16 protein-coding genes are annotated in these 17,529 nt (G+C 35.4%); 11 read left to right on the top strand and 5 right to left on the bottom strand.

What is annotated here, in order from left to right; genetic code table 11:
- Positions 1-543: 543 nt before the first annotated feature.
- The 4 genes from OOL03_RS02465 (at position 544) to OOL03_RS02450 (ending at position 5,224) form a co-directional block, all read left to right on the top strand.
- Positions 544-720, top strand: coding sequence for a hypothetical protein (locus tag OOL03_RS02465; protein WP_174930852.1), 177 nt, complete (start codon positions 544-546; stop codon positions 718-720).
- Positions 721-986: 266 nt separating this feature from the next.
- Positions 987-2,192, top strand: a complete 1,206-nt coding sequence (locus tag OOL03_RS02460) for an MFS transporter (RefSeq protein WP_264707566.1) — start codon at positions 987-989, stop codon at positions 2,190-2,192.
- A 249-nt stretch (positions 2,193-2,441) separates the two neighbouring features.
- Positions 2,442-3,473 carry an ankyrin repeat domain-containing protein gene (locus OOL03_RS02455; RefSeq protein ID WP_264707565.1) on the top strand — a complete coding sequence of 344 codons (1,032 nt, stop codon included), beginning with the start codon at positions 2,442-2,444 and terminating at the stop codon, positions 3,471-3,473.
- A 188-nt stretch (positions 3,474-3,661) separates the two neighbouring features.
- A complete protein-coding gene (locus tag OOL03_RS02450) occupies positions 3,662-5,224 on the top strand; it encodes a hypothetical protein (RefSeq protein WP_264707564.1) in 1,563 nt (520 codons plus the stop codon).
- 47 nt (positions 5,225-5,271) lie between these two features.
- Here the strand turns inward: OOL03_RS02450 and OOL03_RS02445 are convergent, their stop codons facing one another.
- Genes OOL03_RS02445 through secG form a run of 3 tightly spaced genes read right to left on the bottom strand, consistent with a single transcriptional unit; the run spans position 5,272 to position 7,629 of the window.
- Positions 5,272-5,679 (bottom strand): nucleoside deaminase, encoded by a 408-nt coding sequence (locus tag OOL03_RS02445; RefSeq protein WP_209472967.1) that lies wholly within the window; start codon positions 5,677-5,679, stop codon positions 5,272-5,274.
- Between the two features lie 25 nt (positions 5,680-5,704).
- On the bottom strand, positions 5,705-7,309 hold the full coding sequence (locus OOL03_RS02440) for a CTP synthase (protein WP_264707563.1): 1,605 nt from the start codon (positions 7,307-7,309) through the stop codon (positions 5,705-5,707).
- On the bottom strand, positions 7,309-7,629 hold the full coding sequence (secG, locus tag OOL03_RS02435; RefSeq protein WP_319803721.1) for a preprotein translocase subunit SecG: 321 nt from the start codon (positions 7,627-7,629) through the stop codon (positions 7,309-7,311). The genes OOL03_RS02440 and secG overlap by 1 nt, the downstream gene beginning before the upstream one ends.
- Before the next feature lie 144 nt (positions 7,630-7,773).
- Here secG and OOL03_RS02430 point away from each other — a divergent pair, with 144 nt between their 5' ends.
- On the top strand, positions 7,774-8,289 hold the full coding sequence (locus tag OOL03_RS02430; RefSeq protein ID WP_264707561.1) for a gamma carbonic anhydrase family protein: 516 nt from the start codon (positions 7,774-7,776) through the stop codon (positions 8,287-8,289).
- Between the two features lie 53 nt (positions 8,290-8,342).
- Here the strand turns inward: OOL03_RS02430 and OOL03_RS02425 are convergent, their stop codons facing one another.
- Positions 8,343-9,044, bottom strand: coding sequence for a hypothetical protein (locus OOL03_RS02425; RefSeq protein WP_264707560.1), 702 nt, complete (start codon positions 9,042-9,044; stop codon positions 8,343-8,345).
- Between the two features lie 186 nt (positions 9,045-9,230).
- Here OOL03_RS02425 and OOL03_RS02420 point away from each other — a divergent pair, with 186 nt between their 5' ends.
- Both OOL03_RS02420 and OOL03_RS02415 read left to right on the top strand, forming a co-directional pair.
- Complete coding sequence (locus tag OOL03_RS02420; RefSeq protein WP_264707559.1) at positions 9,231-11,702, top strand: valine--tRNA ligase; 2,472 nt, start codon at positions 9,231-9,233, stop codon at positions 11,700-11,702.
- 67 nt (positions 11,703-11,769) lie between these two features.
- On the top strand, positions 11,770-13,299 hold the full coding sequence (locus tag OOL03_RS02415; RefSeq protein WP_264707558.1) for a hypothetical protein: 1,530 nt from the start codon (positions 11,770-11,772) through the stop codon (positions 13,297-13,299).
- A 286-nt stretch (positions 13,300-13,585) separates the two neighbouring features.
- On the opposite strand, the gene OOL03_RS02410 is transcribed toward OOL03_RS02415, so the two are convergent.
- A protein-coding gene (locus OOL03_RS02410; protein ID WP_264707019.1) for an IS630 family transposase occupies positions 13,586-14,445 on the bottom strand; the annotation gives its coding sequence in 2 pieces (ribosomal slippage) (positions 13,586-14,121 and positions 14,121-14,445; 861 coding nt in all).
- Between the two features lie 66 nt (positions 14,446-14,511).
- On the opposite strand from OOL03_RS02410, the gene OOL03_RS02405 reads away from it, so the two are divergent.
- The 4 genes from OOL03_RS02405 (at position 14,512) to OOL03_RS02390 (ending at position 17,283) form a co-directional block, all read left to right on the top strand.
- Positions 14,512-15,732 (top strand): coiled-coil domain-containing protein, encoded by a 1,221-nt coding sequence (locus OOL03_RS02405; RefSeq protein WP_264707557.1) that lies wholly within the window; start codon positions 14,512-14,514, stop codon positions 15,730-15,732.
- A 30-nt stretch (positions 15,733-15,762) separates the two neighbouring features.
- Positions 15,763-16,437 (top strand): orotidine-5'-phosphate decarboxylase, encoded by a 675-nt coding sequence (gene pyrF, locus OOL03_RS02400; protein ID WP_264707556.1) that lies wholly within the window; start codon positions 15,763-15,765, stop codon positions 16,435-16,437.
- Between the two features lie 49 nt (positions 16,438-16,486).
- Entirely contained in the window at positions 16,487-16,840 is a 354-nt protein-coding gene (locus OOL03_RS02395) for a hypothetical protein (protein WP_264707555.1), read from the top strand.
- A gap of 221 nt (positions 16,841-17,061) precedes the next feature.
- Positions 17,062-17,283: a hypothetical protein gene (locus OOL03_RS02390; protein WP_264707554.1), complete on the top strand. Its 222-nt coding sequence runs from the start codon at positions 17,062-17,064 to the stop codon at positions 17,281-17,283.
- Positions 17,284-17,529: the final 246 nt, after the last annotated feature.

Below are 17,529 nucleotides of genomic sequence, written 5' to 3'. Positions count from 1 at the left end.
AAAACAAGATTTTATTATTAACCCGAATTCTGGATTAGATTTTAGGTAAATTATTGAAAGTCTTGAATTTTACTAAATTAGTAACTAGTCTTAAAATGCTTACTGCTTTATCGTAAATGCTAAAACAATAAGCTATTGATATTCTTGTTTTTTTTAATCTCCAATCCAGAATTCGGGTTAAAAACGCTAACTTGTATCTTCAAGAAGTAAGACATAATAGCTCTAAAATGTCTTGCAAGGAAAGGTAAAGCTGAATGCTAACTTATGCCAGAAAGATACCGTCTTGTTTGCCTTTTTGAGTAGTATCATCTTATTTTTCCTGTAAATTTTGTTTATAACGCCTAAGATTTACGATATTTTAATCCCGGTAGAATATCTTATAAAATCAGATTATATGTTATACCTATGGAAATAGATAACTTTCAGCAATATTACAACCAAGAAGAAATGAAGACAGTAACATTAGCTCAAATTTATAAAGACTTGGTAATAAAGATATTCGATATAGCCACAAGCAAAATGTAAGCTACTATTAATGGTATTATGGAAATAGCACCAACGATACCACCTACTATACCTACTACCAGAGGTGACGGAGTAGTAAGGCTTAATATAATAAGTGGGAGAGATATAATTGATAGTATTATAGAAATTACACCTACTGTTTTCAGAAGAGATAGAAATCCTTTTGAATCTAAGTGTTCTTTTTCCCTTAAATAATATAAAGAAAATGCTTATACACATTATAGCACAAAGTATTACTGCTGCTATTTTTATTATAGCTGCTGCTATAAGTGCTGCTAAATAAGCTATATTCATTGCAATTATCACACACCATAATAAAAAAGTCAACTCCATATGTTTAGGTTGTAAAATCCCAAAAAGCAGCCAGAATAGAATAAGCAAACATTTACGAATTGAATTTAGTGCAAACAAGGGTGTTGATATCAACCATACTCTGCAGAATCGCAATATGGTATGACTACATGCTTTTTATTGATTTGATTAACATAATCAGCAGAGAGTTTTGTTTTGCAAAAGATGTCTACAGTAACATACTGCAATTATTTGGAATTGTAGGGCTAGGTGCAATTGTAAGGCCACTTGGTGCATTCATATTTGGTCACGTTGGTGACAGGTATGGAAGGAGGATAGCATTAATAATTACTATCTTGCTAATATCGATACCATCAAGTCTCATTGCATTTATTCCAAGTCACAATCAAGTAGGTATAATTTCTACTATATTGCTTCTTGCAATCCATATAACACAAGGAATTGCACTTGGTGGTGAACAAGGAAGTTCTGTTTATCTTATAGAGCATTTATCCAGTAGGAAAGAGAACTTAGGGATGTATTTTGGAATGATGGGTTTTGGTCGCTCCATTGGCGTCTTGCTTTCTGCGGTGATAGTGATTATCTGCAAAAAAACTACTGATTTTTGTACCTGGGGTTGGAGATTGCCATTTATTTTCTCAGCTATTTTAGGATTAATTAGCGCGTATAGCATATACACATTGGGAGAAACTCCAGCATATGAAAAAAATCGAAAACAAAGAAATTTACCTGATTTGCCAATAATAGAGCTTATAAAACGCCACAAGAGAGCTCTTATACTTGCTATTTTAATATCTGTACCTGTTAATGTTGCTGTTGGATTTACCATATTTCTTCGAACTCTCGCAAAGGAAATAGCATCAGTGGATGTTTATGTAACAACATATATCAACGAAATTGTATTGATTATAACCAGTGTATTAATGCCGATATCTTCAATAGCGTTTGGAATGTTGGCTGATAAAGTTGGAAAAGAGCGCACTGCAATCTTATTTATAGCAATTACAATGGCACTGTGTTGTCCTGCGTTATCTATTGCATATTACTATAAAAATTATCTTGTGATTGCGTTGAGCGTAATGGTTCTCTCTATAATAGAAAGGGGTATAGTTCCCATAGGAATAGTTGCATCTGAACTCTTTCCTACCAATGTTAGATTTAGTGGTGTGAGCTTATCACGCAATATCTCTTATGCGTTACATGGAGGATTTACTCCTATGGTTTGTATTTGGTTGACTGTAACATTTCCTCAAACAAACCTTGCTGCTGGGCTTTATATAGTCTTCTGCTTGTTGATCAGTGTGGTAGCAATATTGCAAATAAACCCGCAAGATAAGAAATTTGATTGGTCTTAGTTTTCTCTTAAGTGTGTATTCTCCTAAGTTGAAAAAAGGTGTGAAAAATGCGCTAATCTCGCTAAATGAGAAAATTTTATTGCGGAAAAATTAGAACGATCAAAAACACATGCCATGATAAACTTTTTTATGCGTAACACTAATTTCTTATTCTATTCGTCTAAAAAAACAGTATTTCCAACTGTAAATTTAAGTCTTTACAAGCGTCACAAATATAGTATGATATAAGTTAGGCTTTATAGAGGGTATATGACAACAAATACAGAAAATAATAATAGAATTAATATAGTACGTGAACAAGCAGGAAATGCTGTTCATTCAGATATTGCTTACTCAGAAAGAATACAAAAATCAGTAGAAAATGAAGCATTGTGTGATGCGTGGTCTAATTTTGAGTACTTTGAAGATGTGTTGAGAATAAAAAACAGCACCGATAGGGAAAACAGAATTAAGCAGCTTATCAAGGAAGATTTAGATATAAATGCTACAAAAAATGGCAAAACTATTCTAGACGTTGCTATAGAAAAAAAATGCTCATCAAAAGTTATAAGTTCATTAATAAGCAATGGCAGTAGGATTGATACTATAGATGCTAGCGATCGTACTGTACTGCATAGATCTGTTAGGAATGAAAATAGAAAAGTTGTTGAGTTGTTTTTAGAAGCTAATGAAAAAGAAGTGTCTCAGTACCTGGTAGCAAGGTTTTTGCCATTGTCTATGTTATATCAAAAAATAGAAGTAAATGCTAAGGATAATGATGGTTGTACTGCTTTGGATTATGCTCAATATGGCAGTGAAATGTATAGCTTGCTGCAAAAATATGGAGCACAACATAGTGAAAAGTTTTTATACTCACGCAACCTTAATATAGGGGAATTAGATTTAAATAAACTTGTTTCTGACCATAACTACTGCTTTGATGTGCTTACAAAAGCATTAGAGATTGAGGACAGATGCGAAAAGGAAGAGGTTATAGATTGGTTGCTAAAAAATGGTGCTAACATTAATGTTAATAAAGGTGATCAAGCCCTACTGAGTGTTGCAGCTGAAAAAGGTGATGTTGAAAATGCTGTGCTATTGCTTGAAAGGGGAGCACATGAAGGAGTAAATTCTCAAGATGCTGAAGGAAGAACGTTATTACTAAATGCAATTATTCAAGATAAGTTGGGCCATGCAAAATATCTCATAAAACAAAGAGTTAACGTTAATATACCAGATAATAATGGAAATAGCTCACTACACTACACTACGCTGTTGTCAATTTTATTAAGCAGCGCTTAATTGAATGTGATGAAACCTATACAGCTAACGCTACTTTTTATGATTTTCTTAAGAATGGTGCAGATCTCTATATCAAAAATCATGATAACCTTACAGCATTTGAATATGCTTTTCACGCAAGAATAGCTCCTAGGGAAGCTGTTTATCTATTCAAGCTATATATAGAAAGAGGTGATCAGAGTGAAAACATGCAGTTAGTAAAAAATTTCAAATTGCCTTCTGGTGAAACACTATTGGAGTATTTTTTCAACAATAAATTATTTGATAGTGCTCAATCTTGTATAGATCTAGGAGCAAATGTTTCGCATAATGGGTCATCTTTACTGATACAAGCTCTTCAGAATCGAGATATAGAAGGTATCGGGTTTCTTTTACGAAACAGAGCAGACATTCCAAATAACGCAAACATTTCAAATAATAAGAAAAACTGTAAGTTGTATTTCCAAGTAGCGGTTGGATGTGTAGCGATGTTTTCGCTTGGTATGGGAGCTGCAGCCACGTTTACTCTAATTAAAATGTCTCCGCTAGTGTTAGTAATAGTAGCTGTGACCTTCTTTTTGACTGCAATAGCATCTATGTCTCTGTTTGTATTATATAAAAAAGTAAAAGGGGAACGCAAACACGAGGTAATTGTTAATAATGCTGTATTTAACATAAGTCTAGAAGAAGCAGCTAATGATTTGTTTAGCGGGTTATCAACTATAGCAGAAAGAGGAGCAGAAGCAGGTGCACTATACCTGGAAGTAAAGGAAAAGACTGAAAGTGTAGCTAAAAAAATGACATCCAAAAAGGAATTAATTGAAGCAAGATTTCAAAATATACAAGAAAATTTCATTAATAAGTTAAGTAATTTTGAAGAACTTCAAGGTGCTAGAGATTCTAGTACTTTAAAGAAATTCTATGCTGCTGTTAAAGATGTTCTAAAGATACGCTCCAGCATTCCTATTTCCAATTTACATCTATTATCGCTTGTTTACCATTTATCATTGGAAGTATCATATGCTATTTTTCAGGCAATAACTGATCCAACTCTTGGAAGTACAATTTTAACTGCCATAAGTGAAAGAAAATTGCCTGAAGATAAGCAGTGGGCTAAGGTATTAAAAAATACAGTACCAAACTTAATAAGAAATCAAGAAGTTGTGCGGAATGTTATAGTACCAACTCTTACTGATATTTTAAAGAGCCTATCAGAATCAAGAGAAGAAAGAAAATTTATAATCTATACTCTGGTCTGCCTGAAAGAAGTGATTGATGAAGTTTATACGACATCGGTACAAGAGTCATTGTATAGGATATTAGGAGTAGAACTTGCAAATAGTCTAAATGGTATGGTACAGGCAATAAGTAACCTATTAGGCTGCTATGGACACGAAGAAGTAGAACGTGCAAGAACCGCAAATGAGTTAGATTACAGAGTAGGTAAACTTACACCTGAAGAAACGCAGCAATTCGTTATAAACTTAGGAGAGAGAGTAGGATCTCTCAGGGAGTTTGAGGGTCGAGTTACAAATAAACAGTCAATTAGTAAATTGATAGATTATTGTTTGGACCCAAAACTGAATGATAGGGAAGCAGCCGCAACACTATTAAATTATATACTCACATGTACTGAAGATGGTCGTTATTTGGCCGCTGAAGCTGGTACTAATAATAATTTATCTAGCAACTCTAATGTTGTACTTATTACGCACGTGGCAGCAAATCGATCTGCACAGTTAGACTGGAGGCGGCTATATGGAAAAAAGTGAAGATAGTTTCAGAGATAAGCAAGCAAATGACAATTGATAGACTTAAACTATGTTCTCAATTTCTCAAAAAAATCCTTTAACAAAAAAGAGCATTCTGTTTCTAATATCCCACCATAAACTTCAGGTATATGGCTGCAAAATTGAAATATCTTAGCACCATTTTCAATTCCTCCACCTTTTGGATTATAAGCTCCAAAGTACAATCGTTTAATTCTGGCAAAGGAAATAGCTTGAGCACACATCGGACATGGTTCTAATGTTACGTACATATCAGCATCACAAAGCGTGGGAGTTGAAAATGCTTGTCTGATCGCTAACATCTCTGCATGTGCAGTTGGATCGCTGGATATATTGTGTGCAGAAGAAATGATATTGTCTCCACTCACTATTACAGCACCTATGGGCACCTCATCATTTTTTTGAGCGAGTTTGGCTTGCTCTATGGCAAGCTCCATATATTGAGACTTAAACACTAGGCACTTATTTCTTATCAATTGCTGCTTTAACGAACGACACGAAAAGAGGATGAGGAGAAAACGGCTTTGATTGAAATTCTGGATGAAACTGCACACCAATAAACCACGGATGACTCTCTAACTCCACTGCCTCTATGCACGTTCCATCTTCTGATATGCCACTGCATAACAGCCCATTTTTTTCTAAGTCATCTTTATAATCTGAATTGATTATGTACCTATGCCTGTGTCTTTCTGAAATAGTAGTGTTACTATATGCATCCATCATTTTAGAGTTTGCATTTATATTACATTTGTATGCCCCAAGTCTCATGGTTCCACCAAGATCGTCATCTTGATCGCCAGCTAACTTAACGATTGGATGTTTACAGTTACGAAATTCTTCAGAGTGTGCATCTTCAAGCTTAACAACATTACGAGCAAATTCAATAATTGCAAGCTGCATACCAAGGCAAATTCCGAAAAATGGGATATTATTTGTACGGGCATAATTTATTGCTAATACTTTACCCTCTACTCCATCATCACCAAACCCCCCTGGAACAAGGATTGCATGAGAATTCTGTAATTTCTCTCCTATAAGTTTTTCATTTATAGGTTTTTCTTCCTTCTCTCTTGAGTTAACCCAATTTATCTTTACTTTGACTTTATTACTAATCGCACCATGATTTAATGCTTCAATCAGTGATTTGTATGCATCAGGGAATTCGGTGTATTTTCCCACTATAGATACAGTAACTTCCTGTGTTGGGTGCCTTATGGAATGCACTATTTGATCCCATTCAGTCAAGCTTGGTTTTGGCTTACTTAAATGAAAGTGCTCCAAAATTTGCGTATCAAGCCCACATTGGCTATACAACACCGGTAACTCATATATATGACTCACATCAGGGGCAGGTATTACATTGGATAAAGAAACATTGCAAAGCTTAGCTATTTTCTCTCTTTGATTATCGAAAATTTCTTTCTCACTGCGGCATAATATAATATCTGGTTGTAACCCCGCGGAATTTAACTCTCGAACTGAATGCTGCGTTGGTTTTGTCTTTAATTCTTGCGCTGCGGTAAGATATGGTATTAAAGTTAAGTGAATCAGGATAACTCTTTGTTTTCCTAATGTGTAGTTAACTTGGCGTATAGCCTCCAAAAATGGTTGGCTTTCAATGTCACCTACAGTTCCGCCTATTTCACATATTACAAAATCTAAACCTTCCGTACCATTAAAAATGAACGATTTGATCAAATCTGTCACATGAGGAATGACTTGCACAGTTTTGCCCAGATAATCACCACGCCTCTCTTTCTTCAATAACTCATGATATATCTTACCAGTTGTTATATTGTCATCTTTTGTTGCTTTAATTCCAGTAAAACGCTCATAATGCCCAAGATCCAAATCAGTTTCAGCACCATCCTCGGTAACAAATACCTCTCCGTGCTGAGTTGGGTTCATTGTCCCAGGATCAATGTTGAGATACGGGTCAAGTTTTCTGATACGGATCTTAAAACCGTGAGCTTGAAGAAGCGCACCAACGCTTGAAGCAACTAAGCCTTTACCAAGCGATGACACAACTCCACCTGTGACAAAGATAAATTTAGCTTCCTTCATTAATTTTCAAATGGAACAGAAGTAGGTTCACTTTCTTGCTTTTTTTCTAATATAATTTTTTCTGCGATCGATTTTTTATGTACGTCTTTTGAACATAATCCTGACAATAGCAATGTGTTTATAATAAACAATCCAGCAACAATAGCCGTTATTCTGCTGAGCGGGTTTTCAGAAGATTTCACCGGAATCATCGAATTGACCCTCTGTTGTGCATTACTAAAACCACTTAACGAACTACTTCCAGGTGGCTGCAAGAGCACTAAAATTACTAACACAACAACCAATATTATTTGAAATATACTTAATACCGCTACTGACATTATAGATAGGGCTGAAAATAGAAATTTTAGCAGTACAAAGCACGTAAGTCAAGAACATCTGTCACCCAAATAGCTTGAAACCTAAGTATGTATTTACTGCCTACCTTATTTTGATTAACATATGCATAAGACTTTGGGCTTAATATGTATCACATTTTAAAATACAAAGATTATGAACCAAAAATAGACGAAAGTGCTTTCATCGCAGGTGGTTCGCATATCATAGGTAAGGTTGAAATAGGAAGAAATGCGAGCATCTGGTTTAATTGTGTAATCAGAGGGGACGTTGGATCAATAAAAATAGGTGATGGAACAAATATTCAAGATGGAACGGTAATTCATGTGGATAGAAACCCAGGTGGTGACACAATTATTGGCAGCATGGTAACAGTGGGACATTTTTGTATGTTGCACGCATGCACGGTGCATGATAAAGCGTTTATTGGTATGGGCTCTACCGTGATGGACCATGCAGTTGTGGAGTCTGAAGCTATGGTAGCTGCTGGCTCACTGGTAACACACGGAAAAGTGATAAAAAGTAGAGAAATATGGGCTGGCAGGCCAGCAAAATTCTTCAAAAAAATGTCAAATGAAGAAATTAAACATATTACACAATCAGCACAAAATTATATTATGCTAATGAAGGAATACAAAAACTGAAGTTCGCGTCAAGTGTTTTACTTGACACGTACGTTTCAGCTCAACAAACTGTGTTAAGCTACCTTGTTTTTTCCCCCACTTACTTCTTGTGCTTTTGCCCCATCTACTTGAGTACTAGGTAATGCTGCATATGTAATACCACCGGCTACGAGTGCAGATGCTACTGCTATACCAACCATTACCCAAATATCTAATCTCACTGTACGTTCAAGTGCAGTAAATGCTATCAGTCCAGCAGCAAGACCCATACCAACAGTAGCAGTGTACCGTGCTCCATTGCCTTGTTTTAGTTGTTGAATTTTTTTGTTTTCAGTTTCTAATTCTTTATTTTCCTTCTTTAGCTTGTCAACTTCTTTCTCTTTAGCTTGTAACTGTTGCTGTAAGTCCGCAACTTCTTGTGTATTTTGTTGAGCTTTTAATGCTATTATTTCCTCGTCTTTCTCTTTTAACTGCTGCTTACTCCGTTGTAGTCTTTCACTTGCTGATCTTTTTCCTTTTCCTTTTTTTAACTCAGTAACACCTTCTTGCTCATTAACAAGATCTTTACTTGATGACGTGCTACTACTAAAACCAACTCTTCGATCATCTTCATTGTTCGACATAACCTCATCATTACTGATATTACCAGCATCGTTTTCTGATGTTTCTTGTCCTGTGCTATCATCCAACACTGCTGTGGTTGCCTCAGTTGCCGTACCTTCAGTTTGTGCAGCAAGTACTTCAGGTGAAGAATTTTGATTTTCATTTGAGTTCAACGCATAGAAAATTTATGTTCGTAAACAAAAAATTTTGGCGTAAAATTGCCGTATTTACTTAATTGTGCTATAGCTAAAGTAATTTAGGTTTACCGACCATCGTCATTCCGCTGCTTGTTAGCGGGATCTAGAGATACCGCGGCGGTATAACGTTGCTAGCTTAAGGTTTAAAATTGAGAAATATTTATGTTAAAAGAAAAATACGGCTTTAAAGAAGTTGAAGACAAATACAACATATTATGGGAAGGTAGTAAAGTTTATAAATGGAATGGTGAAAAGGATAACACTTTCACTATAGACATACCTCCACCGACAATATCGGGAAAACTCCATATTGGCCATATATTTAGCTATTGCCACACGGACTTTATTGCAAGGTTTCAGCGCATGCTGGGAAAAGATGTGTTTTACCCAATTGGGTTTGATGATAATGGGCTTCCCACTGAAAGATTGGTTGAGCAAACCTATAAAACCCGCGCAAAAGAAGTTGGCAGGGAAAAATTTATAGAGATGTGCCATGAGGTTATTGAAAAATCAAAGCAAGAATTCAAGGAACTATTTAAATCGGTCGGCATTAGTTATGACTGGGATTTGGAATATCACACGATCAGCAAGGAAACTGTGACGCTTTCACAGATGTCGTTTATTGATCTATATAACAAGGGATATGCATATAGAAAAATGCAGCCTATCCTTTGGGACCCGGTTGATAAAACAGCAATTGCGCAAGCAGAAATAGAAGATAAAGTTTTTGAGTCATCCTTAAACACGATAGTTTTCTCTACTCAAGAAAATGAGCAGATCAATATTGCAACTACGCGACCTGAACTACTTCCAGCATGCGTTGCAGTTTTTTGTCATCCAGAGGATACGCGCTACACTCATCTGATCGGAAAAACAGCGGTAGTGCCAATAACAGAGGAGAAAGTTCCAATAATAGCAGATGATAAGGTTAAAATAGATAAAGGCACCGGGCTTGTTATGTGTTGTACATTCGGTGATGAACTCGACATATATTGGCAGCAAAAGCATAACCTGCCGATGAAAATTATCATCGATCAGGATGGGAGGATGAACCTAGATGATGTCATTCCACCACACCCCGGCGTCATGAAAGTAGCTGACACTGGAATCTACGATGAAATAAATGGATTGAAAGTTACAGCAGCAAGAAAGAGGATGATTGAAATCTCGAGTGGAAAAGGACTTTTGATAGAAAGCACTAACATTTCTCATTCTGTTAAGTGCGCAGAAAGATCTGGTGCACCACTTGAGATATTACCTACTTATCAATGGTTTATCAAGACTTTAGAGCAAAAAGCTCAAGTATTAGATAAAGTAAAAGAATGCAATTGGCACCCAAGCAATATGCGTAAACGTATGGAAGTGTGGATAGAAGGGCTAAATTGGGACTGGTGCATCTCAAGGCAGCGCTATTTTGGTGTGCCATTTCCAGCGTGGTATTCCAAGCGTAAAGGAGAAGAGGGCAAAATCATCCTAGCTGAAATAAAGGCCCTACCTATAGATCCATCGAAAGATTTACCAAAAGGGTATAGCAAAGAAGAGATTATCCCAGATCAAGATGTAATGGATACTTGGGCCACAAGTTCAATTACTCCTCAACTGAGTGCACTGGCAGTAAACAGTGAGTTTAGCTTACCAAATCATCGCTATGATACGATATTTCCTGCAGATCTGCGCAGCCAGAGCCATGAGATAATCAGAACTTGGGCTTTTTATACTATTTTAAAGGCACATTATCATGCAAATTCTTTACCTTGGAAAAACATTATGATCAGCGGTTGGTGTTTAACCGATGATAAGAAAAAGATGAGTAAATCAAAGGGTAACATCATCACTCCTCATGTAATACTTGAAACTTATGGAGCTGATGTAGTGCGCTATTGGGCAGCGAACTCAAGGCTTGGAGTTGATACAGTCTACTCTGAAAATATATTCAAAATTGGCAAGCGCCTCGTTACAAAACTTTGGAACGCTAGCAAGTTTGTTTCCATGTTCATGGAAAAGCATCAAACAGTAAGCATAAATTCCATCAGTGAGACGATGGATAAATGGATACTGTCTAAGCTGTACAAAGTAATAGGTAGAGCAACGAATAACCTATTACAGTTTGAATACTGCGAAGCTTTGAGTGCAGTAGAAGAATTTTTTTGGAAGGATTTTTGTGATAACTACTTGGAATTAGTAAAAAAACGCGCGTACGGAAGCAGTGAAGCAACCTTCAGTGTAAAACAAAGTTTGGCATATGTACTGAATATTATTTTGCGGTTATTTGCACCTTTCTTGCCTTACATTACAGAAGAGATATACCACCAGTTGTATAGTTATAATTCTGTACACAATCAAAGTAATTGGCCGAGCAAAGAAGAACTTATCTACGATAAATATTCAGAGGAAATGGGAGATAATGTTATTCAGATATTAAACATTATCAGAAAGATGAAGGCAGATAATAATGTATCAGTTAAGCATCTGATAAAAAAGTTGATGATAAAAGCGAGCGTACAAGAGGATAAGTTGGATCAATCCGCACAGGATGATTTGCAGGCAGTGTGCAATGCGGAAACGATAGAGTGGATGCAGTCTGAGCTTGAAACTGAAGACGGGAAATACATAGTGAATATAGACTTATACTGATTTTTATAGCTTCACTTCCTTTGATATCTATGCTATCATAGTCATTATTGATTGTGAGAGAATAATAATGGGGGATTTATATAATAAAGCCAATGCACCATATCTTATAGCTGGTGCTCTTGCTACTTTGGTATTGCTTGCGTCTGGGACACTTGCTGTTGCCCCTTATGTTAAGTTCTTGTCTTCAGTTGCAGCCTTTAATGTAGCTCTTCCTGTTGCTTTGAGTTTGTCTATACTTTCTATTTTGGTGCTTGCACTTTCATGTAAAATAATTAGTAATAATAAGAAAATAGAGGTTGAGAAAAATAAATTTGCTGAAAAAGAGCAAGAGTTAGAAAGCGTAAAACAACAATCAGAGAGTAAGGTACAAGAGTTAGAAAGTAAAATAGCTCTGGGAGAAAAAGCTAAAGAAGCTGTAAATAAAGAAGTGAAGGAATTAAAAGATCAATTAACTCGAGAAAAGCAAGATTTGGAAAGCGAAATTGCAGGGTTAAATAAGGAAATAGAGCAGTTAAAGACACAACAAGATGATGCACAGCAAAAATTAGATGATGCTACAAAAGAGTTAAATAATAAAGGTAATCAAATCCGAGAATTAGAGGGTAAGATAGGTGCCCTTAATAATAAGAACAAAGATTTACACGATGAAAATACAGAATTGAGTGCAAAAGTAAAAGGTCAGTTAAAACATAAGGAGGAGATGCTTTCTCTTGAACACCAAGAGTTACGTGATGAAAATACAAGATTGAATGAAAGAGTAGATTCTTTAATGGAGGAATTGTGTCAATGCAAATTAGAAAGTGAAAAGAATAAGTTATGTTTAAAGTCAGAATATGAAGATGAGTTACGCTTAAGATTGGAATATGAAGATGAATTAAACTTGGAATTAGAACATAAAAGTAGGGAAGCTTCTTCTCTGCGTACTCAATTAACTATGTTAAGAAAAAAAGTAGAAGTAGAAGAAGTAAAACAATTAAAAACTTTAGAATCGGAAGAACAACATGAGAGCTCAGAAAGCGACATAGAAGAATTAGAGAAGAAGTTATGCCAGTCGGAAAAGGAAAAGAAAGAATTAGAAGGTAAAGTTAGTGATGAACGTCAAAAGCGCACTGATCTTGAAAGTAAAGTTGATAAATTGTGTACAAAGGAGAAAGAGTACTTATCTAAAATTGAGAAGCTGAAAAAGGAGTTATTATCTTTACAAAAAGAAGAGAAAGAATCTGATAACACATTAACAACAGTGAAGGATGATCACGATAATAAGGTGAAAGAATTAAACAGTTCACTTTTGGAGCAATCCTCTCAAATAGAACAACTTCAAGAAGATTTGTCGAAAAAGAAACAAGAAGAAGTGCTTTTTTTGCAACAGACGATAGAGTATATAACAGATGAGGTAGAAAAATTAGTAAGGGAAAATGAAGTGATCAGAGATGATGATAAAAAAGTAATATTACAAGTGATTCAAGCAATAAAGTCCGTGTTAGTAGAAGAAGTTGCACAATATTTGCCAGGCGAAACGTCTGTTCCTTCATTTGTGGAAGATCCTGGATATACCAGTGGATGTTCTACCCCGACCAACAGCTGCCACACATTTTGAGTACAGTTGTACACTGGATACATAAAACCTTAGCCATTTTTAGCTAGTAGACTGAAAATGGGAAGTTTGTTGTAGGTGCAGCACTATAATTCCTCCACAGATAAGAGAATTTTAATAAATATATACAAGACTGCTGAACGTGGGGGAGGAGGGGAGTAATGAGCAATTTGCTTAGTGAGGCTAATGCATTTTATTTTGTAGCTAGTTCCTTAGCTACTCTTACGTTACTTACATCTTTAGCGCTTATTGTAACTTCTATAGCATTTCTCATAATAGTCCAAACAGGTCATAGGAAGGCAGAATCAACAGCACGAAGAAAGGATTCGAATAGAGGAATGTTTTTCCTGGCTCTGTTTTTTATAGCAAACCAATGATGCTCAATTTTGTTGAAATCTGGAGAATAAGGCGGCAGATACAAAATTTCTGCACCAACCCCTTTAGCAAGCTCGATAATCTTATCAGACTTATGAAAAGTAGCATTGTCAAGAATGACAGTCTGTCCAGGTTCCAAGATCGGTGTCAAAAATTGCTCAAACCATCCATTAAAAACATCCATATTACAGTGGCCTTCAAAGGTTAACGGAACAACTATCTTTCTTCCACTTAAGGCTGCAACCATACTGATTCGTTGAGTTTTCTTTCCAGATTTTAAGGCATAAAACCGCCGTCCTTTCTGGCAATATCCGTAGGGGTAGTCTTCGGTGTTATCAATGCCAGACTCATCTATATACACTAAGTTTTTAGGTTCTTTTGTCGCTATAATTTTCAAAAATTCAGCACGTTTTTCTTCGTTTCTTTCCTTGTATCCATATGTCTTTTTTTGCGCGTAAATCCAATTTTTTTAAGGGCTCGATAGATCGTTTGGATACTAACGTTGTTCCAAAGTTTAGCCATTTCCGATAGAGTCTTTCCTCCGTGTTCTCTGGCAAATTTGGCAAAGGTATCCCAGTCGGTAATTTTGTGATTGTAACCCCCATTTCCAAGTTTTTTTGATTGAAAGTCTCCTGTTTCTTTTCTTCTTTGCTGCCACTCCCATAAAGTAGTTCGTCCAATCTTAAATCTTGCTGCCACTGTTTCTCTGCTTTCTCCTTCGTCTAGCGCTTCCATTGCTTTTTTTCTTAAATCATAACTATATGCTGCTGGCATTCAACCTCCTTATCATCATCTATCCTTATCCTATCACATCCGGACTTTTATCGAAAGAGCTATAATGTGCCTCTTCCTCTAACTCTCGCTTTAGCTGCATTATCTGTTTTGGTGCTTGCACTTTTATATAAAATAATTCGTAATAATAAGAAAATAGAGATTGAGAGAAATAAATTCGCTCAAAAAGAGCAAGAGTTGGAAAATAAAATAACTCTAGGAAAGGAAGCTGAAGAAGCTGCAAACAAAGAAGTGAAGAATCAATTACATGAATTAACTCGAGAAAAGCAAAATTTAGACAAGAGAGCAAAAAAATTGAATCAGAAAGTAAATGAGTCAGAAGTTGAGAGAGAATCTCTTCTTGAAGAAAAAAAATCTTTAGAGAAAAAATTAGAAACAGCAAAGAATCGTACGTTTGAAATAGACAATGAATTGGACAAAACAAGAAAGGAAATAGGTAAGCTTAATGAGCAGGAAGAGAAATTAAAACTTGAAATCTCATGTTTGAAGAAACAGTTGGAAGAAAGAAGTAGATTTATTGCAAAGCTGAAGATGGAAGTGGATGATAATAAACATTTAGAGCTAGAGAATAAGGGGTTGAATGATAGAATAGAAACGTTACGTGAAGTACAAAAGGCACTACGTGAGAAAAAACATGAACTTAGTGAAAAAGTAGAGGCATTGAATAAGGAAAAAAATAAACTTTCTAAAGAAGTAGAGGAATTACGTGAAGAACAAGAAAGGCTGCATGCAAACTTAGATAAGCTACAATGTAAAATTAAAGAGGTCAACAAAGAAAAGAAAAATTTATCTAAAGAATTAAAAGAGAAATTTGAAGAGTTAGATGAAGCAAATGGTTTAATTAAAAATCAATCTTTTGAGTTAGATGGGATAAGAAAAGATTGTAATAATGAAGTAAAAAGTTTAAGAAATTCACTTTTAGAACGAGACAGTCAAATAGAAGATTTTTTGCAAGAGAAAGAAAAACAAGTGAATTTTGCGCAACTGTTGATAAGATGCGTAACAGACAATATAGAAGAACCAATAAGAAATAATGATGGAAAAGCAATATTAGATACGATTCAAATATTAAAGTCTGCGTTACAAGGAGAAATTGCACGGCTTTTGCCAGACGAAACGCCTTCTTCTTCGCTGGAAGATCTTGGATATGAATCATTATTTGTCAGTCGCTCATCCACCCCGACCAAGTTGCCAAATTCACTATTGACAGAATCTTATGAACGCAGTCAGTTCAATCAGAGTGAAAGTATTTGCAAAACACAACAATGAGTCTTATTATAAGATAAATCATGCAAGATAATGAACCCAATAATATGCGCACTGGATACACAAGACTTAAATAAGGCTATTTCTCTAGCTAATGCTCTGCGTGGTAAAGTTGGCATGGTAAAGCTGGGATTAGAATTTTTTGCTGCTCAAGGTCTTTCTGGAGTGCAAGAAGTTGCAAAATGCAATGTACCAATTTTTTTAGATCTGAAATTGCATGACATTCCAAACACTGTAGCCAAAACAGTTGAAGTAATAAAAGTTCTGAACATTGAAATGTTAACTCTGCACATCAGCGGTGGAACAAAAATGCTTGAAGAAGCGCTAAGTGTAGTGCAAGGCACAAAAATAAAGCTGATTGGAGTGACAGTGCTAACTAGTATGAGCAATGAGGATTTAAGCGAGCTTGGAGTAGCAAGAGAGGCAAAATCACAGGTAATTTTGCTTGCAAAGCTTGCAAAAAAGATTGGACTCCATGGAGTAGTCTGTTCTGCACTAGAAGCTCAAGAAGTGCGCCGAGAATGCGGTGAAGACTTTAAAATTATTACTCCAGGAATTCGTATAGATCCAGGTCATGACGACCAAAAAAGAACAGCAACACCAAAAGAAGCAATAAATTCAGGAGCTGATTATATCGTCATTGGCAGACCCATTACAAAAACTACAAGTAGTGCGGAGCTAATATTGAAATCCATGAAAGAATTTTAATATAATAACTTAATTTATAAAAATACTAACATATTAATTAGGAATAAGCATGAGTAATATCAATAGAATAATACGCGAAGTAATCAAGGAATTCCGCTCAAAATTACCAGATAAGGAAATAGAGGAATATTCTGGCAAATTGAATAAGCTACATATCTACCAGTGCAATAAGCATATAATAGAAAATAAGAAGCTATATCATTATACAATAAATGGGAAAACCCATGCTATGGGTCAGCATGGGCATAATTTTGTCAAGAGTTTAGAAGTTATCTTGAGGAATAAGCCACAAATTTCCTTAGAAGAGGTAATTGATTTTATGGAAAAAATAATTAATTTTGGTATTGATAGTTGTTATGGAGCATTTGAGATGATATTTGATCTCGCTCTGGTGTTACAATAGATGATGCAGTTAATTTTGTAAAAGATAGCTTATCTAGTAAATTTTATAGATTCCATGGCAGTGGGATTTTCAAAGTAATATTAGAACTTAATCCAGAGAGCTCTCTTGAAGAGATAGAGAAACAATTTAGCAAAGTAGTAGATCCTTACTTTCTTAATGCTTGGAGTCGAGAAAGTGAAAGGGCTTTTGCTAAGATATGTAGGTTATGTAGAGAAGGACATGTGGAGAATATGCAGAAATTTGATTTTAGCAATTTTAATTTAGATCAAGATAGTGCTGGAGCATTAAGAGCACTGTTACAGTATTGTGTTGACGTTTCTAATCAAAAAGCTTTAGGTGATTCACATGAATTGCATAGAGAAGAGATGGAGGGGATATATAAATTTGATGATAATTACGATTTAAATTTAGATAGTGATCATAATGATAGTATCTGGCATTGAAATTATACTACAATAATAAAATAACTGGATAAAAATTATCACCAAAAAAATTCAAAAAAGTGCTTGACATAAAAGAAGGAACATTATATAGTGTCATTATCTTTTATTTTACCTCGCTTAATTTAATTACTGGATTAAGCTTACAGTACTAAGCGTGGCACAAAGTGCCACGCTATTTTTCGGTTTACATTTTCAACAGATAAAAAATGATGCCATTTCAGTGCCAAGCACATAACTGTACGAACA

This window comes from Wolbachia endosymbiont (group A) of Acrocera orbiculus, from assembly GCF_947250015.1.
Taxonomy (GTDB): Bacteria; Pseudomonadota; Alphaproteobacteria; order Rickettsiales; family Anaplasmataceae; genus Wolbachia; species Wolbachia pipientis.
This window is presented reverse-complemented; position numbering and strand designations above follow the sequence as displayed.